The sequence below is a fragment of the Myxococcus qinghaiensis genome (assembly GCF_024198215.1).
Classification (GTDB): domain Bacteria; phylum Myxococcota; class Myxococcia; order Myxococcales; family Myxococcaceae; genus Myxococcus; species Myxococcus qinghaiensis.
Genome location: NZ_JAKCFA010000013.1, coordinates 75075 through 95971, shown reverse-complemented (window position 1 = coordinate 95971; position 20897 = coordinate 75075). Strand labels below are relative to the sequence as shown.

The following is a 20897-nucleotide window of genomic DNA, read 5'->3' as shown; positions in this document are numbered from 1 at the left end:
TTCCCTGAACTCATGTCCTCTGGCCGCGCCCCGCTTTCGAAGATTCATCAGGTGCTCGCGGAACGGGCGGAAGCCCGGCTGAGCGACGCCGCCCTGCGCCTGCTCGTCGAGCAGACAGGCGAGGCCGTCGTCCTGATGGATGCCCTGGGCCAGGTGCTCCTCTTCAACGCCGAGGCGGGGCGCCAGTTCCGCATCCCCATGCCGCAGCGCCTGGAGCGAGGCGGGCTGCCTGGGTGCGACTGGGTGCGCGCCGACAACATGTCCGTGTCACTGGAAGTTTCTCCACTGACGCGTGCGCTCGCGGGGGAGCAGGTCCGCGAGGAGCGCTGGGGTCTTCGCCGACCGGACGGCACGGTGGTGGTGCTGCGAGGCAGCGTGTTCGCGGTGTGGCCGGACGGGAGCGTGAAGCCGTCGGGGGTGCTCCTGCGTGCGCGGGAGGAGCTGTTGCCTCGCCTGGACGCGACGCGCGGCGCGAAGCTGCTGGCGGAGGCGGGAGCGCTGCTGGGCGCCGAACTGGAGACCGAGGCGCAGATGGAGCCGCTGCTGCGGCTGCTGGTGCCCACGCTGGCGGACGCCGGGGTGCTCTTCCTGGGCTCGTCCGGCGAGTCGGTGCGCGCCGTGGCCGCGGTCCACGCGGAGCCGGAGCGGCACGTGCTGCTGGTGGAGATGCTGTGCCGGTATCCGCCAGACTCGCTGGACCCTCGAGGGCTGCCCGCCCTGTTCCTCACGGGCCGCACGGAGCGGACGGCGCAGCTGTCGGAGGAGCACCAGGTGGCCCTGGCCCGGGACGCGGAGCACGCGCGGCTGCTGCTCTCGCTGGGGCTGAGCAGCTCCCTGGGCGTGCCGCTGGTGGCGCGCGGGCGCATCATCGGCGCGCTGGTGCTGTACCGCACGGATGGGGCGCCGAGCTTCGGCGACGAGGACGAGCGACTGGCGGAGGAGCTCGCGCGGCGCACGGCGCTGTCCCTGGACAACGCGCGGCTCTTGCGCGAGGCGCGCGAGGCGGTGCGCCTGCGCGACGAGTTCCTGGGCATCGCCAGCCACGAGCTGAAGACGCCGCTGACGCCGCTGCACCTCAAGGTGCAACTGCTCCAGAGGCAGGTGGAGCTGCTGGCGTTGAACGGCAAGCCGGTGTCCGCCGAGCGCGTCTCGGAGACGCTGGACGTGGTGCAGCGCCAGGTGCGCAAGCTGACGAGCCTGGTGGACAACCTGCTGGACGTGTCGCGCATCACCGCCGGCCGCTTGAAGCTGGAGCTGGAGGAGATGGACCTGGCGAGCGTGGCGGCGGAAATCCTCTACCGCTTCGCGCCCTCTGCCGCGCAGCTCCACTGCTCGCTGGAGCTGCACGCGCCGGTGCCGGTGCTGGGGCGGTGGGACCGGCTGCGGCTGGAGCAGGTGGTGACCAACCTGCTCTCCAACGCCCTGAAGTACGGCGCCGGCAAGCCGGTGCGCATGAGCGTGGAGGCGGATGGCCGCACCGCGCGCCTCACCGTGGAGGACGGCGGCATCGGCATCTCCGCCCGAGACTTGCCCCGCATCTTCGAGCGCTTCGAGCGCGCGGTGAGCGACAGGCACTACGGCGGCCTGGGCCTGGGGCTCTACATCACCCGGCAGATTGTCGAGGCGTTCGGCGGCACGGTGAAGGCCACCAGCGAGCTGGGGCGCGGCTCCACCTTCGTGCTGGAGCTGCCGCGCGGCGACATCCCGGAGGAGTGGCTGTCGGTGCACGGCGCGCCCGAGCCCTCGCCGTGAGCCGAGCGTCTTGGTTCCTCGGTCCGCTCAGGCCGCCACGTCGCTGATGCGCGGCACGACTTCGCGGGGCAGGCGCACGTGGAAGGCGCTGCCCTGCTGGGGCCCCGGGCTCTCCGCCCAGATGGTGCCGCCGTGGCGCTCCACGATTTCGCGGCAGATGAAGAGGCCCAGGCCCAGCCCGCCGTAGTGGCGCGCGGTGGCGTTGGACGCGCGCGCGAAGGGCTTGAAGAGACCGGCCAGGCTCTCCGGTGGAATGCCGATGCCCTGGTCCTTCACGTGGATGAGGACCTGGTCCCCGGCCTCCTCCAGCGTCATGCACACCGCGCCGCCCTGGGGCGAGTAGCGCACGGCGTTGCTCACGAGGTTCGTGATGACCTGGTCCAGCCGGGGCGCGTCCCAGTCGCCCTCCACGGGGTGCTCGGGCACGCGCAGCTCGAAGGTGACACCGCCCTCGCCGCGCAGCTCGAAGCGCTCCAACACCTCGCGCAGCACCGGCGTCAGGTCCACGCGCTGGCGCTCCAGCTCGAAGCGTCCGCCCTGGATGCGCGCGGTGTCGAGCAGGTCATCCACCAGCCGCGCCAGCCGCTCCGTCTGCCGGGCCATGGAGCGCAGCGCCTTGAGCAGCCGCTCGCGCTCCGGGAAGTCGCCGCTCTTCTCCAGGCGCTGGAGCGTGAGCGCGGCGAAGCCCTTGAGCGGCGTCAGCGGCGTGCGCAGCTCGTGGCTGGCCACGCTGAGGAACTCCTCGCGCGTGCGCACCGCCTCCTTCAGCTCCCGCTGCGCCGCGCCCGTGCGGTCCGCCATCTCGTTGAAGCCGCGCGCCAGCTCTCCGAGTTCGTCGTCCTCCTCCACGTCCACGCGCCGGTCCAAATCCCCCGCGGCCAGGGCGGCGGTGGCCTCGCGCAGCGTGCCGAGCCGCCGGATGACGTCGCGCGCGACGAGCTGGGAGAGCCCCAGCGCCAGCAGCACGCCCATCAGCACCAGGCCCACCACCGCCGCGCTCATGCGCGTAATCGCCGCGTAGGCCACGCCCAGCTCCTGCGTCACCACGACGCTCCACGGCGAGCCCTCCACCGGGGCCTCGGCCGCGAGCACCCGCCGGTCCGCCGCGTCGAAGGCCTCCAGCACGCCGCCACCCGGGCGCTCCAGCTCCTCGCGCAGGGCCTCCGGCAGGTGGGCCGCGCCCAGCAGCCGCGCGCCCGTCGCCGTGTCCCGCAGGACCTTCTGTCCGCGCCGGTCCATCACCTGCACTCGGAAGCGCTGGGACGCGGGCGTGGCGGCCTCGCTCAATCGCTCCAGGGACAACAGGCCCACCAGCACGCCACGCCGCGAGCCCTCCAACTCGAACGGCAGGGCCACCGCCACCAGCGGATGGTTGTGGGGCCGCATGAAGGGCAGCGACAGCGGCAGCTCGCCGGGCGCGGGCGGCTGGGGGAAGTACTCCTGGATGTTGAAGCCCCAGCCCTCCGGCCCCTCGGACGTGGCCAGCACCTGGGCGTTCTCGTCCATCGTCAACGCGGCGTGGAAGGTGCGCTCGCGGGCGGCCAGGTTGGCCAGGTACGGCTCCAGCCGCTCGCGCTCTCCGCTGGCGAGCGCCGCGCGGAAGCCTGGGGACTCCAGCAGCAGGTGCAGCGACTCGCGCGAGTCATCCAGGTAGCGCCGCAGGAAGTCCGCCTCGCCCGCGGCGGCGTAGCGCGTGTCGTCGCGCACCTGCTTCTCGATGGCCTTCTGCGCCAGGTAGGCGGCGAGGCCTCCCAGCGCGAGCAGCGGCACCAGCCCGGCGAAGGCCAGCCCGCGCAAGAGCTTCCAGCCCACGGTGCGCGGCGCGCGCGGACGCCAGTTCAGCGCCTGCGCGACGCAGGAGAGCGCCAGCACGGTGTACACGGCCGCGCCCAGCCACGAGGCGCCCCGGGCCAGCGCGTAGGCCAGCAGCGCGAAGGGCACCGCCAGCGTGGCCAGCAGCAGCGGCGGCATGCGCGGGTGCAGCCAGCGCGAGGGCAGCAGCAGTCCCACGCCGCCCGCGGTGAACAGCAGCCCCACCAGCGGACGCAGCGGCGACAGGTGCGCGTAGACGGACAGCGGGAAGCGCTCGGGCACGGCGAGCATCGCCAGGCCGAAGGCGGTGCCGGTGAGGGCCACCATCGCGCGCAGCGTGGGCCGCTGGCGCATGGAGGGCCACGCCTCCAGCAGCAGGCCCATGAAGAACAGCGGGTACATGACGACGCCCGTGAGGCTGCCGGGCAGGACATTCAGCACCCACCAGTACAGGGCGATGGCCGCGCCCAGCAGCACGCGTCCGCCCACGTCCAGCCAGCGCGGCGCGCGCGGGTACAGGAGCGCGCCCATCAAGCAGATGCTGCCGGTGAGGTAGGTGACGCCGAGCAGGCGCACGTACGGGTAGAGCGGCCGGAAGGCGGCGACGCGGAACTCGTACGGCACATACGTCATCAGCACGCCGAACAGCAGGCCGATGAGGGCGGCGGGCCACGTGAGCGGCAGCAGCGTCGCGGTGGTGGAGGGCGCCTGGAGTGAACGCGGTGCGGGAAGTGGGGACATCTTCCCGGATTCACGCGTGTCGGGGCCCATGGGTTCTAGTGCTCGCTGGTGTTTCGTCGGGGGCAGGACACCCCGGACGACGTGGGTGGGACACCTGGGCTCATGCGACTTCGAGCACCGTCCACTCGCGCACCTCGCCCGCCAGCGTCACTTCGATGGTGTCGCCCGCCTTGCGGCCCATGAGCGCGCGGCCCACGGGGGAGGCGGGGGTGATGACGGACAGGAAGCCGTCGCCGCCCGGGCCCGTCAGCTCCGTGCCCGCGCCCACGGGCAGCACGAAGAAGGTGCGCTCGGCGAAGCCCTCTTCGTCCTCGGTGCTCACATCCACCAGCGCGCCCAGGCCCACGGGCCCCTGGCGCGGGAAGCGCGGCACCGGCCCCTGGCCGAAGTTGGAGAGCGCCTTGAGCTCCTCCTGCACGCGGCGGGCGCGATTCGCCTGGCCCGTGGCAAGGCTGCCGAACTCCAGCGCGGCGCGGCCGTCCTCTCGCTTCTCCGACTCGGTGGCCAGACTGCGGGCCGCCTCGCGGGCCTCGGCCTCGGCCCGGTGGGCCAGCCTGTCGCTCTGCTGGAGGCGCTCGGCGAGCTGCAGCATCAATGCCTGCTTGTCGAGTGACATGATGGCACAGAACTGTAGCGCCCCTGCGTGACACCTCCAGTTTTCGGCCGCGCGTTCACGGTGGTGCGGGCCATGGGAGCGGGCCTGTGCATGAAGGCCGGTGGGGTGCGACATCCCGTGCGGCCTCTCGTTCTCCTGCCGGTACGTGGCCCGCGTCTTCGCGATGCTCTCAACGAGAAGGAGCCCGGTGTGAACGAGGAAGAGCTGAAGGCGCGGGTGCGCGCCATCTCCGCCGAGGTGATGGCCGGTGTGGAGAATGTGAATGTCGCGACGTATCCGACCTCCCGCACCGCGTTCGTGGGCATCGACCTGGTTGATGAGAGAGTGGGACTCGTCATCACGCGCTTCCTCGCGTCGACGCGGGGCGAGGTGAGGTTTCCGTTGTGGGCGCGGCAGCGCGGGCTGCTGGAGCGGGCGACGGAGCTGGCGCGGCGGCTGGGGGCCCTGGACACCGGGCCGCTCGCGGACGACGACGTGGTGTCGCTGAAGGCGCTCGCGCTCGGCCAGGAGCTGCTCGAGCCCGAGGGGCATGACGCGGCGACGGAGTGGCTCGATGACGGGCACCTCGCGGTGGGAATCGAGACGTTCGACGAGGAGGACTGGAGCTTCCGCTTCGAGGCGCTCGCCACGACGCACGGTGACGTGCCGATGCCGGGGCTGGCGCGGCGCTTGGGGTTGGAGTCGCAAGCGGAAGCCCTGGCGAAGCGGCTGGGGGCGATGGGCTTCGTGCCCCAGGAGGAGCTGCCCGAGGACGAGGTGGCCCTGGTGCCCGGCGTGGTGGAGGGGGTGATTCGGGTCTTCGAGTACGGCCATCATCCGCTGGACCAGGTCTTCGACCACACGGGCAGCTCCGACTGGGACGACGTGGCGGATGTCCGCGTTCAACGGATGGTGATGGAGCGGTTCCTCGCGTTCATCCGGGCGCGGGCGGAGGAGGAGAAGACGTGGCCGGAGGTCATCCCCTCCGACCAGTTGGAGGCGGCCTTCCAGGAGCTGCGGGACGCGGGCTTCGTCGCGGAGATGTCGGCCTCCACCACGATGAGCGGCGGGTGGGAGGTGTCCCGGGACGTGGCGGATGAGCGCCGGGCCCAGGGGGAGACGATTCGGGGCACGGTGTTCTTCCACGAGCAGGACACGGACTCCGCGCTGGAGGGGCATCCGCTGTACCTGGCCTACGGCCTGGTGAACGACGTGGAGGACGACGACAGGGAGGGCGAGCTGTCGGAGGAAGAGGACGCGAAGGTGTCAGCGCAGGCGGAGGAGGTGGGCCGCGTCGTCGTGGAGACGCTGCGCAAGCACGGCTTCGAGCCGGAGTGGGATGGCCACGCGCGCTCCCGCATCGTCCTCATGCCCGCCTTCACCTGGAGGCGCCGACGTGTGCATGTCGACACCACGCAGGCGCTGAGGCTCGGCTCCCAGCAGTCCGCCATGAGCCTGCTGGTGGAGTTTCTTCCCCGGCTGAGCAGCCTCACGTTGGAGATGGACGGAGGGATGAAGCTGGAGGACGTGCGCTCGGACAGCGTGACGCAGCTCACCCTCGAGTACACGCGGGAGGAGGACGCCCGCGACAGGCTGGACGGGCTCGTCGCCCTGGTGAAGCCGCGCTTCCCCTGCCTCCAGACGCTCATCGTCCAGGCGGAGGAGGGCTTCACGGAGACGGTGGACCTCCACGCGGGAGGGGCGGATGACTGAGCGGCGCGTTTCGCCGTGAAGGCAACAGGGGCTCGTGGGATGCGCGAGCCCCTGCTCCCTGAATCAGGCATGCTGCTCCGCATGACGCCCCAGGAACTGTCCCAGAAGGCCCGGCAGCTCGTCGCGGAAGGCGCGGTGCTGCTGGATGTGCGCACCCCCCAGGAGTTCCAGCAAGGACACCCGGACGCCGCGCGCAACATCCCCGTGCAGGAGCTGCCCCAGCGTGTCGCCGAGGTGGGCCCGCCCGGCACTCGCGTGGTGGTGTACTGCGCCGCCGGTGGCCGCAGCGCGGTGGCCTCACAAATTTTGCGCGCCAATGGTTTCCCGGACGTGTTCGACCTGCGGTCCGTGAACAACTGGTAACCCCCTGTCCGGGTGGGAGGGGCCGGACGCGCGGCGCGTGACATGGGGGGCGGCTTGGAGCAGCGTGCCGCCGCTCCCGCCATGAATCGCACCGCTGGCTTCCTCATCGTGGCCCTGTCCGGAGCGTGCTTCGGCGCGCTCGGGCTCTTCGGTCGCCTCGCCTACGCGGCGGGTGCGGACGTCTTCACGCTGCTCTTCCTGCGCTTCACGTCCGCCGGAGCGGTGCTGGCCGCCTTCATGGTGGTGGGACGCCAGCCGCTGCCCAGGGGTCGCCTGTTGGTGGGGCTCATCCTGCTGGGCGCGGTGGGCTACGTGAGCGAGGCGGGCGTGTACTTCGCCGCGCTCCAGTTCGCTCCCGCCGGACTGGTGGCGCTGCTCCTGTATTCGTTCCCCGCGCTGGTGGCGCTGCTGCAAGTGGTGGTGTTCCGCGAGCGCCTGGGCCGGCTCAAGTGGGTGGCGGTGGGGCTGGCCCTGTGTGGCACGGGGCTGACGGCGGACCTGCGGCAGGGCGCGGTGACGCCGACGGGCGTCTTCCTGGGGCTGCTGTCCGCGCTGCTCTACGCGGTGTACGTCGTCACCAGCGCGCGCGTGGCGGGCAAGGCGGGGCCGCTGGCCTCCAGCACCGTCATCCTCTCGTCCGCGGGGATTGTCTTCGGCCTGGCCATGCTGGTGAAGGGGCCTTCCTTTCCCACCACGGGCCTGGGCTGGAGCGCGGTGGTGGGGCTGTCGCTCATCTCCACCGTGGCCGCCGTCTTCCTCTTCTTCCTGGGCATGGCGCGCATCGGCCCGGTGAACACCTCGCTGGTGTCCAACATGGAGCCCTTGACGGCGGTGGTGCTGAGCGCGCTCTTCCTCGACGAGCGGCTCAGCCTGCGTCAGGTGCTCGGCGGTGCGCTCATCCTCACCGCCGCGGTGCTGCTGGCCCGCTCGGACACGCCGGGGGAGAACCTGCCGCCCCCCGAGGACGCGAAGGCCGAGGGGCCGGCCTGAGACACGTGTCGGGTGTTACCGGGACACGCGGCGCAGGAACTGGCTCACGTCGCGTACGAACGTCTGGGGAAGCTCCGCGTGGGGCGCGTGGCCGGTGTTCGGGTAGAGGATGAAGCGCGCATCGGGCAGCGCGTTGACGAGCGCCTGCTGCTGCGCGACGGGGAAGAAGCCGTCCTGGTCTCCGCCCACCACGAGCACGGGCACGCGGATGCGGTGCAGGCGCGAGGAGTGGTTCTCCGCGAGCATGCCGTCGAGCGTGTCCTGCCACACGCGAGCGGGGACCTTCAGGCTCTCCGAGACGAGCGTGTCCAGGTACGAGGCCGGCACGGGACGGATGAAGGTGCTCGACTGGAACTCGCGGACGAAGACGGGGTCCACGGTGCCCACCTGCTCGTCGACGACGGACTTGAGGAACAGGGCCACCTCGTTGCCCGCGACGGTGGGCGCCGAGCCGACCAGGACGAGGGCCTCCACGCGGCGCGGGAAGTCGAGCGCCACCTGCTGCGCGATGAAGCTGCCCATGGAGTGGCCGACGAGGATGGCGTCGCGCTCGCCCACGGCGTCGAGGAAGGCCGCCACGTCCGCGGCGAAGTATTGCTGCGTGTAGCAACACACCGGGCGCGTCGAGTCACCATGTCCACGCTGGTCCAGCGCGTAGATGTGGAAGTCGCGGGAGAAGAGCGACAGGTTCAAGTCCCAGGTGTGGTGCGAGTCCGTGTAGCCGTGGAGGAAGACCACTGCGGGCCCGTTGCGCGAGCCCTGCTCCACGTAGCGCAGGGTGACGCCGGTGCGCAGGCGGACGGAGCGCTCGCGGGGGGCGGTGGAGGACAGCTCGCTGGACTGCTCGGTCAGCGCTTCGGACTGAGCCGGAGTCTCGGCGGGAGCGGGCTCGGAGGCCGGGCCACAGGCGAGAAGGGGCAGCGTGAGCAGGGCGGCGAGGAGCGTCTTCATGGAGGCGTGCCTTGTTCAGGGCCGGCGGGATATCCGCCGTGACTCGCATCATTCTACGCCTACCTCTGACATTGCCTCCCGTGGCATGACGTGTGGGGTTCCATTCACTCAGGCCCGAGTTGAAACAGACCCGGAAGCCATGTCTGTCATCAGCCGGAGCGGAAGGTTTTCATCCGGGCGAAATCATGTGTGAGACATGTTTCAGCGCAGGAGCTGGAGGGCCTCGAGGAGGCCTTCGTTGGCGGGGCGGTCATCGCGGTCGTCGCCGAGATAGCGCCAGACGATGTGGCCCCGGGCATCGACGAGGAAGGTGGCGGGCCGGGCGATGTGGATGCCGTCGAGGCCGAGCGCCTTGTAGACGTCATAGGCCTTGGCGACGGTGCGTTGTTCGTCGACGAGGAGGGGGAAGGGGAGGGAGTTGAGGGCGAGCCAGCTCTTGACCCAGTGCCGGCCCTGGCAGACGACGCCGACCAGGTCCACGCCTCGGGCCTGGAGGGTGGAGTGGAGGGGCGAGAGGCGTTCGAGGAAGGCCTGGCAGGACGAGCACCAGGTGCCACGCAGGAAGGTGATGAGGGTGGGGCGGCCGTGACGGAGCAGGGGGCGCTCGACGTCGTGGGCGGGGTCCAGCAGGAAGAACGACGGAGCGAGGAGTGGCTGTGGCGGGGCGGCGAGGAGAGGCATGGGCGGCACGTCCAGGGAGGCGCGAGCGTGCGCGCCATGTGACGAACCCTGGTACGTGCGACCCTTCCGGGAGGTTTCAGGAGGCTTCGTCGGCGGCCTTGGACTCTTCTTTTTCCCCGTCCGGTGCATCCGAGGCGCGGTCAGGTCCGTACACGGGCTCGCTGGTCGGGACGGGGTCCTCCTCCCATCCGCCGGGCTGCTGGGTGAGGCTCCTGGGGTTCGGGGTGGAGGGGAGCATGGGGTAGAGCCACCAGCGGCTACACCCGCTCAGCAGCAGTCCCGCGATGACGGCGATGGCGATGGTGGCGTGGCGCATGAGTGACTCCAACCGGCCCCGAGTGCCCGCACCATAGCCGGGATTTCCGACCGTGTGACTCGGGATGAAGTCACGCGGGGGAGGGCACGCGAGGGGATGACACCTGAGCGGTGGAACTGGCGCATCCGGGGTACCCGCATGGTGTTGCGCCCTGCACGACGCGCCGCGTCCTGGTGTGGATGAGGCTCGACGCTCAAGGTGATGCAGGAGGCTGCTCATGAGACTGCGTTCCGTGGTCCCCTTGTTCCTGGCGCTGGTGGCGGTGGGGTGTTCATCGGGACGTGTCGTCCGCCTCGAGACGGGCCTGGACTCATTCGTTGTCACACCCCGCGAGGAACCAGGCGCGGAGTTGAAGGCGGCGGAGCTGGGGGCTGATGATTTCGAGCAAGCCGTCGCGGAGCTCGCGCGAGATGTGCGGCCCTTTCGGCATCCCATGAGAGAGGCGCGAGCGCTCTTTGGCGTTCTCTCCCGAAGTGGGACGTTCCTGTACGAGCCCCAGGGCCAGCGCCTCGTTCCGCGGCAACAAGAGGTGGACGGCCCCCGGCTCCTGGAGACCTATGCGGATGAGGAGCTCACGCGCGCTTACGGCGAGTGGTGTGCTCGCAGGCGGAAGGCAGGGGACTGCCTGCGCCTCCTGGATGAAGGTCCCTTGTTGGGGAGTGACGGCAAGTACACGCTGGCCATGGCCCTTGCGATGGATGCGGTGTGGGACGAGACGGCCGAGGCCTTGGAGGGCATGGTGGACCCTGACGTTCTTCAAGCCACCGTCCTGGCCTCCGTCACCATGTACATGCTCCTGTGGTCGCTTCCCGAGCCGGTGAGCAAGGGCCTCGCGGCGGTGATGACCGCTGCCGCCATCGCCTATCTGGGCGTGGATACGGTGCTCCGCCTCATCGATGGCTGGGTGTCGTTGGTTCGGAAGGTGGATTCATCCAGGACGTTCGCGCAGCTCAGCGAAGCGGCGGGCGAGTATGGCGAGGTGCTGGGCGAGAACGCAGCCCGAGTCTTCGTCATGCTGGCGACAGCAGCCATCGGGAGCACGGCGGGGTTGGCCGCGAAGTCAGTGGGGTTGCCGGGCTCCGCGCAGGCGGCGCTCGCCGTGGAGTCGCAGGCCGGTTTCTCGTATGCCGCACTGGGTGGCGTTCAGTCCATTGCGACAACCACCACGGGGCTCACGGTGGTGCTGGTTCCTACCGCGGTGGCCATGGCCGCGCGTGCGCCGCAAGGTGGCTCGCGTCCGCATCAACATCATCTCGCCACGGACAAGAACGACATCTCCGCTGCCCGAGGAGGACCCTGGACTCCAAGGTTCCGGCACATCTTCCAGAAGGCGGGGATGGAGCTGAAGGACCCAGAGAACATCGTGCCCCTCAAGGGACATCGAGGGCCGCATCCTCAGCGCTACCACGAGCTGGTCTTCGAGGAACTCGATGCGGCGACGCTGACCTGTCGAACGGTGAAGGCCTGCCGAGCTTCCCTGCAAGCCGCGTTGCGGCGACTCGCACGGGAGGTCGCTACTCCAGGGACGGAGTTGAACCTGCTCGTCACTCGCGGAGCAAAGCCGTAGGTTCCCTTCATGTCCCGGCGCTTCTTCGAGCTGCATGATGATGTCCAGGTTCCTGGGCGCTGGCATCTGGGGATGCCCGTCGACGTGCGAGGCCGTGCCGTGAAGGAGCCCGAGCGCTTCCGGGTGGGCACGCCCGTCCAGTTGGAGGGGCGCTTGCGACTGCCTGTCGAAGTACCGGGCCGCGCCCTCGACTTCACCGAGGCGGGAGTGCGAATCCCGGTGGTACACGTCAAGGTCGCCACGGTCTTCTCGGAACTGGCGCCCGGCGACGTTCAGCTCGTCCCGGTGGGCATCGACAAGCAGGAGGACGCGTATCTCATACTGGTGGCCACCCGCCTCATCCGCTGCATCGACGAGAAGGCCTCACGGATTCAGCGCTGGCTGCCCGAGGACGGCGTGCCCGAGAAGGTGGGCCAGTATGCCTCCGTGCGGGGCCTGCGAATCGATGCCTCGCAAGTGGGTGAGGCCCGCGTCTTTCGGCCGGAAGGATGGCCAGGAGCCCTCATCATCTCAGAGGACCTTCGAGCTGCACTGATGAGTGTCGGGGCGACGGGACTGGCGCTCAAGGAGGTGTGAACCCCGGCGTCCAGAGGTCTTCGCCGAGCCTCTGTAACCTTTCGCCCCCCATTTTCGTGGAGCCGTCGAGTGCTCGGGATTTTCCCGGGCGTGAGTCGACGGAGGGCGGACATGGACGCGAAGAAGGTGGCGGTGGTGGGAGGCGGATTGGGCGGGCTCACGGCGGCGGCCCTGCTGGCGCGCGGTGGCTGCGCGGTGACGCTGTACGAGCGCTCCAAGCACCTCGGCGGACGTGCGCAGACCTCGGACGTGGAGGGCTTCCGCTTCAACCTGGGGCCGCATGCCCTGTACCGCGCGGGAGCCGGCATGCGGGTGCTCGGCCGCCTCGGCGTGAAGCCTCGGGGGGCCACCCCCGGCCAGTCGGGCGCGGCCTACGCCCTGCGCGCGGGCCGGCTGCACACCTTGCCACGCGGCCCCGTGTCGCTGATGACGACGGACGTGCTGAACCTGCACGGCAAGCTGGAGATGGCCCGGCTCCTCGCGAGCCTCCGCCGCATCGACGCGGACACCCTGGCGCACGTGTCCCTGCGCGAGTGGCTGGACACACGCCTGTCTCGCGACGACGCGCGCGCCGTCATCGCCTCGCTGGCCCGCGTGGCCACCTACTGCGGAGACCTCGACGCGATGAGCGCGCAGGTCGTGGTGACGCAGCTCCAGCTCGCGCTGGAGGCGAACGTGCTCTACCTCGACGACGGCTGGGCCTCGCTCGTCTCGTCGGTGGAGTCCGTCGCGCGCGAGGCCGGCGTCACCCTGGAGCTCTCCGCGCGAGTCGACGGCGTCGTCATCCAGTCGGGCCAGGTCCAGGGTCTGCGAATGGGCGACGGCACGGTGCGCGCGGCGGACGCGGTGGTGCTGGCCGGCAGTCCCGGTGACGTGTCCCACCTCCTGCCCGACGACACGGTGCTCGCGCGCGAGGCCGCCGAGTCGATACCGGTGAAGGCCGCCACGCTGGAGCTGGGCTTGTCGCGGCTGCCCAGGCCCGAGGCGCTGTTCGCGCTCGGCATCGATGGTCCATGGTACGTCTCCGTGCACTCGGCCTTCGCGAAGCTGGGGCCGGAGGGAGGCGCCATGGTGCACGTGATGAAGTACCTCGCGACGCCCGACACCGAGGCGAGTGAAGCCGAGCTGGAGGCGGTGATGGACGTGCTGCAACCCGGCTGGCGCGCGCACCTCGTCGCCCGACGCTTCCGGCCCTCGCTGGTGGTGAGCCACCGGATTCCCACGGCGAAGTCAGGAGGGCTCGCGGGCCGTCCGTCGCCGGAGGTGCCCCACCTGCGCGGCCTGTACCGCGTGGGAGACTGGGTGGGCGACGAGGGCTTCCTGGTCGACGCCTCCTTCGCCAGCGCGGAGTCGGTGGAGCGCGCGCTGCTGAGCCAGCGCCACGAGGAGCCGCGCCTCGCGGTGGGAGCCTGAGCCATGGCGGACTCGTCGCACGGAGCACTGGCGAAGGCGGCGCGGGAGCACGAGCGCTACCTCTGGGGGCTGTGCTACCGCATGACGGGCGTGGCGGCGGACGCGGACGAGCTGGTGCAGGAGACCTTCGCCCGCGCGCTGACCTCGCCTCCAGCGCGTCACGAGGAGCTGCGCCCCTGGCTGACGCGCGTGGCGGTGAACCTGTCGCGAGACTCCCTGCGCCGCCGCCGACGCGAGGGCTACATCGGCCCGTGGCTGCCCTCGCCGCTGGAGACTGGTGACGAGGAGGTGCCGCCCGCGGTGGAGGCGAGGCTGCCGGGCGGAGGCTCGACGGAGGGCCGCTACGAGCTGCTGGAGAGTGTCTCCTTCGCCTTCCTGCTGGCGCTGGAGGCCCTGACGCCCAAGCAGCGCGCCGTGCTGCTCCTGCGCGACGTGTTCGACTCCACCGTGCACGAAGTCGCCGAGGCCCTGGGCATGACCGAGGCCAACGTGAAGGTGGTGCACCACCGCGCTCGCGCCGCCATGGCCGCGTACGACGGCGCGCGCTGCCTCCCGACGAAGGACCTCCAACAGCGCACCCGCGCGGCGCTCGAAGGCTTCCTCGGCGCGCTGCTGACCGGAGACGTGGCGGCCGCCGAGGCGCTGCTCGCCCACGACGTCCTCACCCTGACGGACGGCCGGGGCGAGGTGCGCGCGGCCCACGTGCCCCTGGTGGGCCCGAAGCGCGTGCTGACGTTCCTGACGCGGCTGATGGAGCAGCGCGGCCCGCCCCTCGCGGTGGAGCTCCAGTGGCTCAACGGCCTGCCCGCGCTGGTGCTGGTGTACGCGCCTGGAAAGGATCCGCTGCTCGCCACGCGCGCGGTGGTGCGCGTGGAGCTGGGAGCGGATGGACGCATCGCGCACATCCACTCCGTGCTCACGCGGCGCAAGCTCTCCGCCGTGCGCATGCCCGCGCCCGCGTGAGCCCCCGCGGATGAACCGGAAGACGCCCGCGCGCGGAAGGAAGTCACGCGGCCCGGACTCCGGACAGCAGAAGGCCCTCGCGAACCACCGCGAGGGCCTCGGGAAACGACAGCCTGCCTACCGCGCCGTGCCCAGCGTCTTCCCGGGTGGCGCTGACGTCGCGCTCGACTCGCGGCGGCGCAGCAGCCCCCACAGGCCATAGGCCACCAGCGCGAAGCAGCCGTACTGCGCGGGCGTCAGGCCGAAGTAGCGCGCGTCCACGTAGTTCATGTCCGTGGCGCGCAGGAAGTCGAAGCTGAACCGGCACGCCGCGTACAGCAGCGACAACAGCGGCAACAGCCGCCCCTTCATCTTCTCCACGTCGCGCAGCGCGTACAGCAGGCCGGAGATGAGGAAGAGGGCGATGGCGTCGTACATGCCCAGGTCGTGCCGGGCCCCGTTGGGGAACGCCACCGCGAGGAAGAAGTCGGTGCGCACGCCCGGGTGGTCATGCACCGCGAAGCAGCCCAGCCGCGCCACCGCCCAGCCCGGCGCCACGCCCAGGGCGAACGCGTCCGCGTAGTCGTTGAAGCGCAGCTTCCGGTGCCGGAAGAAGAAGATGGCCGCGATGATGCCGCCCACCAGGCCGCCGAAGGACGACAGCCCGTCCCACACCTTCAGAATCTGGAGCGGCCCCTTGGACAGCTCCTCCGGGTGGTAGAAGAACAGGTGCACCCAGTGGCCCACCAGCACGCCCACGCCCACGCCCCACGGGGCGTAGTCGGCGAGCGGCGTCGGGTCCAACCCTTGGCGCTGCGCCTGGCGACCGAGCAACCGCGCGGCCAGCAGGATGCCCACGGCGACGAAGATGCCGAAGGGCTCGATGGTGAGGGGCCCCAGCTTCAGCGAAGGGGCATGCCAGTAGGGAATCACGTCGATGGCTCCAAAGGACGGACCGCTTGCGCCCACTTAATCCGTCGCGGGCGACGTAGGCGAACAATTGTGGGGACCCGAACTTCCCCCTCGCTCCCCGCCCCTTCCGACACCCCGGGTCGGCTGGCGGACACCGCTCTTGTGACGCTCCGAGCAGTCTGGGGGACCTCCTTCATACTTCCCGACGCTCCGGAAAGTCCCGTAAGGACCGATTCAGGGGGGCTCGTGCGTCTACAGCAAGGAATCCCAGGTTTAATTGTCAGTCCCGTCCTGTCCAATCTCACAATGGGTTCGGGGATTCCTGGAGGAGAGAGAAGCCATGGAAGGGCGAGCCACAGCCACCGGAGGTCGGACGCCAGTGAGGGCGACGGACCGGGGTGTACGAGGGCTCGCGCGCGAGGACGCGGTGGCGTCCTTGAAGTCCTGGGGGGTCGGGGGCCGGAGGGCTGCCCCATGCAGCAAGGAGGTCTCGTGCGCCGGGGAGGAGGACCCGGCTGTTTCGCGCCGCTCGGAAGCGCGCGCCATCCACATCCGCCGGGCTCGCGAGGCTCCGGGCGCGGCGGACGCAGCTTGGGTGCCGGTGGCCCTTGCCTCACGCCGCCAGCGTTGCACGGTCGTTCAAGGAGTAGACAACCCATGAAGTCCTACCTGTTGGTTCCCAAGGAGTCCATCGAAACGCAGGCCCGCGTCGGGCCTCGCGGTACGCAGCAGGGCGAGCGCGTGCTGCCTCGCACCACGGCCCTTCGCTTCGCGGTCGCCAACCGCGCACCGGACACCCTGTCGTCGCTGGGCCTGCGCTCGGCCACGCTGCCCGGCCCGCGGCCGGCCGTCAGCGGCCAGGAGGAGCGCAAGCGCGTGGCGAAGGGGTCCAAAATCAAGCGTCCCACCACGCGCGGCGCCGACTCCACGACGGTGCCGCTGCCGGGCGCGCCCGTGACGGAGCAGACCGGCAGCGAGGCGGGCAGCTTCCGCTTCATGCCGCTCATCGGCGCCACCATGGCCCACTTCTACTCGGAGGACACGGAGCGCGAGGCGCGCGGCGAGCTGTCCGACGACTTCGAGTTCATCCCCGACGTCGTGCCCCTGTCCTTCCCCGGCCCCGTGTCGGCGGGACAGTCCGGTCCGCGCAACCGGGGCATGAGCTCGCTGGCCGAGCGCGAGTGGCCGGAAGAGAGCGGTGTGCCCCTGGCCCACGCCCAGGGCATCCGCGGCGCGGGCGTGCTGCTCGGCGTGCTCGACACCGGCGTGGACGCCGACCACCCCGAGCACGCCGCCAAGGTCATCCAGTTCCGCTACGTGTCGCTGTTCCCCAACTCGCCGCACAATCCGGCACGCGACATCCGCGGCTTCGACCCGGATGGTCACGGCACGCACGTGTGCGGCATCGCCGCGGGCACGCACCACGGCGTCGCTCCGGAGGTGGACCTCTACGTCGCGTCCGTCATTGAATCGGAGACCATCCGCACCAGCCTGGGCCGCGTGGCCGCCGGCATGGAGTGGCTGCTGCACCAGTTCAGCAGCCCGCAGAACGTCACCCGTCCCGCCGTCGTCAATCTCTCGCTGGGCTTCCCGCTCAAGCCGCCTCCGGGCATCTCCGAGGCGGACTACAAGCTCAACCAGCGCGCGCTGCAGACGATGATTCGTCGGCTGCTCGACAGCAATGTGCTGCCTGTTGTCGCGGCAGGTAACAGTGGACCCGACTCGGTTGGTTATCCAGCCGCCTTTGACGAGTCCCTGGCCGTCGGTGCAGTCGACTTCGAGCGCAACGTGGCCCATTTCTCGGCCAGCGGTGTCGTGGAGCGCCGCGTCGTGCCCGACATCATGGGTTACGGGGTGAACGTGTATTCCAGCACTGAAAGGCGCTGCAACAATCAGGCGTTCTACGAGCGAATGAGTGGCACGAGCATGGCGGCGCCTTATGTAGCGGGTATCGCGGCGCTCTACCGATGCCGTGCCCCTGACTTGACGGCGCTCGAGGTGCGGGATTTGATTTTGGCCAATGCGGTCAAACTTCCTCGCTCAGGCGGACACCGGACAGGCAAGGGCCTGGCTGTATTCAGGTGACGGCGGGTTGAAGCCGGGGTCGGCGCCAGTGGAGCGCCGGGCCCGGGGGAGGAGGATGAGGCCATGAGCAGAAAGATTGGCGAGCCAGGGGACGGCTTCGCGGCGGGTTCGTCCCGTGTCACCTCGGCGGTCCGTCCGTTGCCCGGCCTGGCCGGCGCGCGGACGCAGCCTGAATGGATAGATGTCACAGTGATGCCCCGCGAGGAGCCCAAGGCTGCTCGTGGACGCACTCCTCCCCGTCCTCCGCCCCTGTCACGGGCGGAGGTCCAACGGGCCGGGCTGGCGGAGAGCGCTCGCTTCCACGAGAGCTTCATGCGCTGGCTCGAGGCGCACCACCTCCTGGGCTCCGTGCGTTCGGTGAGCGAGCCGGGCTCGTTGCCCATGCTCCACCTGCGCTGCGCGCCGCGCGTGCTGGACCAGCTGCGGCGTGCTCCGGAGTTCGAGGCAGGCACCATGATGCCCGTCGACCTCTACTAGCGGTGGGTGCCCCTCGCCGTGCACCCCTGGTCTGGGCTCCCCTCCAATGACGTGGAGGGCGGCCCGTGGTGGTTCGTTCCACCGTGCGCGAGGCCCTTGAGCTGCTCGCGCGGGAGAAGGGCAGGGACGTCGCCGTTTCCAATTCGGGAAACGCACGGGTTCTCCGCTTCTTCCTGACTAGCGTAGAAAGTCGCGATTCTCCTGTCATCCCGCAATCGTCCCGCGGGGCATGTATGCGTCGTGGGGCGGTTGGTAGAGGACAGCCTGGCGCATGCTGAAGGCGCTCCAGCCCTCATATGAAGCGCTGAACCGCGCGCTGGCGGAGCGGGTGATGGCGGAGCAGGCCAGGCTCTCCGTGCCCGCGTTGCACTGAGCGCCTGGCGGTCCGCGTTCCTCCGAGGGGCCTCGTGGCGGGTGGTCTTCCGCGCCACCCCCGCGCAGTCGCACCCACGTGTAGCGCGCTGTTCCGTCGTGTTTCGAGCAGTGGCGCGCGGACACTTCGCGCGCGTCTATCGCCTGGACGACGCGTGTGCGCTCGACGTGCCTGGCGCCCGGTCCCAAGTCTGCCCTGCGTGCAAATCCTCAGTGGCCCGAATCGCGGAAGAGGGCATGCATGGATGGACGACGGCGGCTGCGCGTGGGTGCCTTGGCGATGTGCGTGGCCTGCGCGGGCCTGGTGGGTGGCGCGGGTTCCGCTCGAGCCCAGTCGCTCGAGGATGACGGGCCGGGTGAGGGGCTGTCGGAGGAGCAGTTGGAGCAGCTGCTCGACGCTCCGGCGGAGCAGCCCTCTGGCGCGGAGCTGTCGGTGGTGTCCTTCGGGCCCGAGCAGCTCGCGCCCTACTTCGCGGAAGGTGTCCTCGCCAAGGCGCGGGACGAGCTGCGCCGGGGCCGTCATGCCCGCGCGCGTGCCCTGCTCAAGGACGAGGAGTCCACGCTGCCGGTCCGCTTCCTGCGCGCGCAGAGCTCGATGTTCGCTCGCGACTACGCCACCGCCGCGGACGAGTTCGCCGCGCTGGCCGTCGACTATGTCCCGCTGAAGGACCACTGCCTGCTGTGGGCGGCGCAGGCGAACGAGAAGCTGCGTCGGCTGGAGCTGGCGACATCCCAGTATCGCGAGGTGAGCCCGGGCTCACCGCTCTACGCGGAGGCGCGCTTCAGCCTGTCGCGCGTGCTGCAGCGTCGCAACGACATCCCCGGGGCGCTGCAGGCGCTCCAGGAACTCATCGACAGCCGACAGGCGCGAGGGCCGGATGCGCTGCGGATGAAGGCGCTCCTGGCCATCTGTGATCTGGCGCGCGCCCAGGGCCTCTACAACGTGGAGCACCGGGCGCTGCTGGAGGTGTGGGCCACCAGCCCCCTGTCGCGCGAGGCGCAGCGGGCGCGTCAGCGGTTGCAGGGCCTGCCGTTGCCCACCAAGTGGAAGGTGCGTCGGGGTGAGGCGCTGGTGGAGCTGCACCGTCACGCCTCCGCGATGGACATGCTGTGGGGGGTGATGTCCACGGTGGACCTGCCCGACGAGCTGTCCTGTCGCGCGCACCTCGCCTACGGACGCGCGCTGCGCAAGGACCGGCAGCACCGCCGCGCCATCCAGCTCCTCACGCCCGTGGCGGAGAAGTGCATGTCCGCCGAGCAGCGCCCCCAGGCGCTCTATGTGCTGGGCTACTCGCAGTCGGTGGTGGACCCCAAGGCCGCCATCACCACCTATGCGACGCTGGCGCGCGACTATCCCGAGCACGGCTATGCCGACGACGCGCTCTTCTTCGAGGCGTGGCTCCTCCAACGGACGGGCCAGGTCGACAGCGCATTGGAGCGCTATGAGGAGACGGCGCGGCGCTACCCGGCGGGCAACTTCGCGTCGGAGGCGCTGTTCCGGGCCTTCTGGCTCCACTCGCGCAAGGACGCTCCCGCCGCGGCGATGGCGGCGCTGGAGGCCGTGGAGAAGCTGCCCGCGGCGTCTCGCACGGACGAGGCGCTGTGGCGCTCCCGCTACTGGCGCGCGCGCGTGCGGGAGCCGATGCCCCTGACGAACGCCACGGCCCTCGATGAGTACGAGCTGCTGGCGACCGAGCGCCCCGCGACCTGGTACGGGATGCTGGCGCGCTCGCGGCTGGCACTGCTGGCGCCGGAGCGGCTGACGCGCCTGACCCCGCCCCCCGTGGCTGGTGACAATGCTCCGCCGCCGGACGAGGTGTGGCCGCTGCCGCCCGGGCCGCTGCGCCATGACGCGCGCTTCGCGGCGGGTGTGGAGCTGATTCGACTGGGGCAGCCGGGCGCGGCGGAGGAGTTGCTCGCGGTGAACTCGCGAGGGTTGCCGGAGGCGCCGGCGAGACTGCTCTACCAGACGATGCTGCGCACGGGCCGCAAGCGGGCCGCGCGGCAGGTGGCGCGCGAGTCACTGCGCCAGGAAGTGCAGGGGCCCCTGAGCGCGGCGTCGCGTCCCGTGTGGGAGGCGACGTGGCCGCTGGCGTTCCGGAACGTCATCCAGCGCTATGCGCGCGCCTCCAAGGTGGACCCGGACCTGATGCAGGGGCTCATCCGCGAGGAGAGCCGCTTCCGTCCGCAGGCGCGCTCGGCCACGGGGGCGCTGGGGCTCGCGCAGCTCATGCCCGCGACGGCGCGCCAGGTGGCCAGCTCGCTGAAGCTGGGCGAGGTGGGGGAGGCGGCGCTGCTCCAGCCCGCGCAGAACGTCCGGCTGGGCTCGGCCTACCTGGGACAGTTGCTCAACCGCTTTGGCGGGAACATGGCGTACGCGGTGGCCGCCTACAACGCGGGGCCAAGGGCGGTGGACCGCTGGCGTCAGGCGCTGCCGCAGGCGGAGCTGGACGAGTGGGTGGAGCACATCGCCTTCGACGAGACGCGCGAGTACGTGAAGCACGTGCTCGGCAGCTACGGCGCCTACAAGCTGCTCTACAAGGGCGAGCCCGTGCTGCTGCACCAGACTCAAGTGGGCGACGTCAGCCGAAGGTAGGTTGGCTGCGGCGACGCGTCCCCGGATGAAGCGGAGACGCGTC

At 70.6% G+C, this 20897-nt stretch carries 17 protein-coding genes; 11 read left to right on the top strand and 6 right to left on the bottom strand.

Annotation, left to right across the window (positions count from 1 at the left end):
- Positions 1-12 precede the first annotated feature (12 nt).
- On the top strand, positions 13-1752 hold the full coding sequence (locus LZ199_RS24525) for a sensor histidine kinase (RefSeq protein ID WP_253996176.1): 1740 nt from the start codon (positions 13-15) through the stop codon (positions 1750-1752).
- 27 nt (positions 1753-1779) lie between these two features.
- On the opposite strand, the gene LZ199_RS24520 is transcribed toward LZ199_RS24525, so the two are convergent.
- Both LZ199_RS24520 and LZ199_RS24515 read right to left on the bottom strand, forming a co-directional pair.
- Positions 1780-4305 (bottom strand): sensor histidine kinase, encoded by a 2526-nt coding sequence (locus LZ199_RS24520; protein ID WP_253996175.1) that lies wholly within the window; start codon positions 4303-4305, stop codon positions 1780-1782.
- A 100-nt stretch (positions 4306-4405) separates the two neighbouring features.
- The gene (locus LZ199_RS24515; protein WP_141641679.1) at positions 4406-4921 is read right to left on the bottom strand and encodes a GreA/GreB family elongation factor; all 516 of its coding nucleotides are present in this window, start codon (positions 4919-4921) and stop codon (positions 4406-4408) included.
- 189 nt (positions 4922-5110) lie between these two features.
- Here LZ199_RS24515 and LZ199_RS24510 point away from each other — a divergent pair, with 189 nt between their 5' ends.
- The 3 genes from LZ199_RS24510 (at position 5111) to LZ199_RS24500 (ending at position 7966) form a co-directional block, all read left to right on the top strand.
- Positions 5111-6613, top strand: a complete 1503-nt coding sequence (locus tag LZ199_RS24510) for a DUF6891 domain-containing protein (protein ID WP_253996174.1) — start codon at positions 5111-5113, stop codon at positions 6611-6613.
- An 81-nt stretch (positions 6614-6694) separates the two neighbouring features.
- Positions 6695-6976 (top strand): rhodanese-like domain-containing protein, encoded by a 282-nt coding sequence (locus tag LZ199_RS24505; protein WP_253996328.1) that lies wholly within the window; start codon positions 6695-6697, stop codon positions 6974-6976.
- 81 nt (positions 6977-7057) lie between these two features.
- Entirely contained in the window at positions 7058-7966 is a 909-nt protein-coding gene (locus LZ199_RS24500; protein ID WP_253996173.1) for a DMT family transporter, read from the top strand.
- 15 nt (positions 7967-7981) lie between these two features.
- Here the strand turns inward: LZ199_RS24500 and LZ199_RS24495 are convergent, their stop codons facing one another.
- The 3 genes from LZ199_RS24495 to LZ199_RS24485 all read right to left on the bottom strand — a co-directional run bounded on the left by LZ199_RS24495 (position 7982) and on the right by LZ199_RS24485 (position 9914).
- A complete protein-coding gene (locus LZ199_RS24495; RefSeq protein ID WP_253996172.1) occupies positions 7982-8917 on the bottom strand; it encodes an alpha/beta fold hydrolase in 936 nt (311 codons plus the stop codon).
- Positions 8918-9118: 201 nt separating this feature from the next.
- Entirely contained in the window at positions 9119-9598 is a 480-nt protein-coding gene (locus LZ199_RS24490; RefSeq protein ID WP_253996171.1) for a peroxiredoxin family protein, read from the bottom strand.
- A gap of 76 nt (positions 9599-9674) precedes the next feature.
- A complete protein-coding gene (locus LZ199_RS24485) occupies positions 9675-9914 on the bottom strand; it encodes a hypothetical protein (protein ID WP_253996170.1) in 240 nt (79 codons plus the stop codon).
- Positions 9915-10131: 217 nt separating this feature from the next.
- Between LZ199_RS24485 and LZ199_RS24480 the strand changes: the two genes are divergently transcribed.
- From LZ199_RS24480 to LZ199_RS24465, 4 genes are all read left to right on the top strand, one after another.
- The gene (locus LZ199_RS24480) at positions 10132-11481 is read left to right on the top strand and encodes an AHH domain-containing protein (RefSeq protein WP_253996169.1); all 1350 of its coding nucleotides are present in this window, start codon (positions 10132-10134) and stop codon (positions 11479-11481) included.
- Positions 11482-11490: 9 nt separating this feature from the next.
- Positions 11491-12057: an imm11 family protein gene (locus tag LZ199_RS24475; protein WP_253996168.1), complete on the top strand. Its 567-nt coding sequence runs from the start codon at positions 11491-11493 to the stop codon at positions 12055-12057.
- 111 nt (positions 12058-12168) lie between these two features.
- Positions 12169-13470, top strand: a complete 1302-nt coding sequence (locus LZ199_RS24470) for a phytoene desaturase family protein (protein WP_253996167.1) — start codon at positions 12169-12171, stop codon at positions 13468-13470.
- A 3-nt stretch (positions 13471-13473) separates the two neighbouring features.
- Entirely contained in the window at positions 13474-14433 is a 960-nt protein-coding gene (locus LZ199_RS24465; protein ID WP_253996166.1) for a sigma-70 family RNA polymerase sigma factor, read from the top strand.
- A gap of 117 nt (positions 14434-14550) precedes the next feature.
- Here LZ199_RS24465 and LZ199_RS24460 read toward each other — a convergent pair whose 3' ends face one another.
- On the bottom strand, positions 14551-15345 hold the full coding sequence (locus tag LZ199_RS24460) for a prolipoprotein diacylglyceryl transferase (protein WP_253996165.1): 795 nt from the start codon (positions 15343-15345) through the stop codon (positions 14551-14553).
- A gap of 636 nt (positions 15346-15981) precedes the next feature.
- Between LZ199_RS24460 and popC the strand changes: the two genes are divergently transcribed.
- The 3 genes from popC to LZ199_RS24445 all read left to right on the top strand — a co-directional run bounded on the left by popC (position 15982) and on the right by LZ199_RS24445 (position 20854).
- Positions 15982-17409: a subtilisin-like protease PopC gene (gene popC / locus LZ199_RS24455; RefSeq protein ID WP_253996164.1), complete on the top strand. Its 1428-nt coding sequence runs from the start codon at positions 15982-15984 to the stop codon at positions 17407-17409.
- Between the two features lie 63 nt (positions 17410-17472).
- Positions 17473-17886: a PopC secretion inhibitor PopD gene (gene popD, locus LZ199_RS24450; protein WP_253996163.1), complete on the top strand. Its 414-nt coding sequence runs from the start codon at positions 17473-17475 to the stop codon at positions 17884-17886.
- A gap of 613 nt (positions 17887-18499) precedes the next feature.
- Positions 18500-20854, top strand: coding sequence for a transglycosylase SLT domain-containing protein (locus LZ199_RS24445; RefSeq protein ID WP_253996162.1), 2355 nt, complete (start codon positions 18500-18502; stop codon positions 20852-20854).
- The last annotated feature ends 43 nt before the right edge of the window (positions 20855-20897 follow it).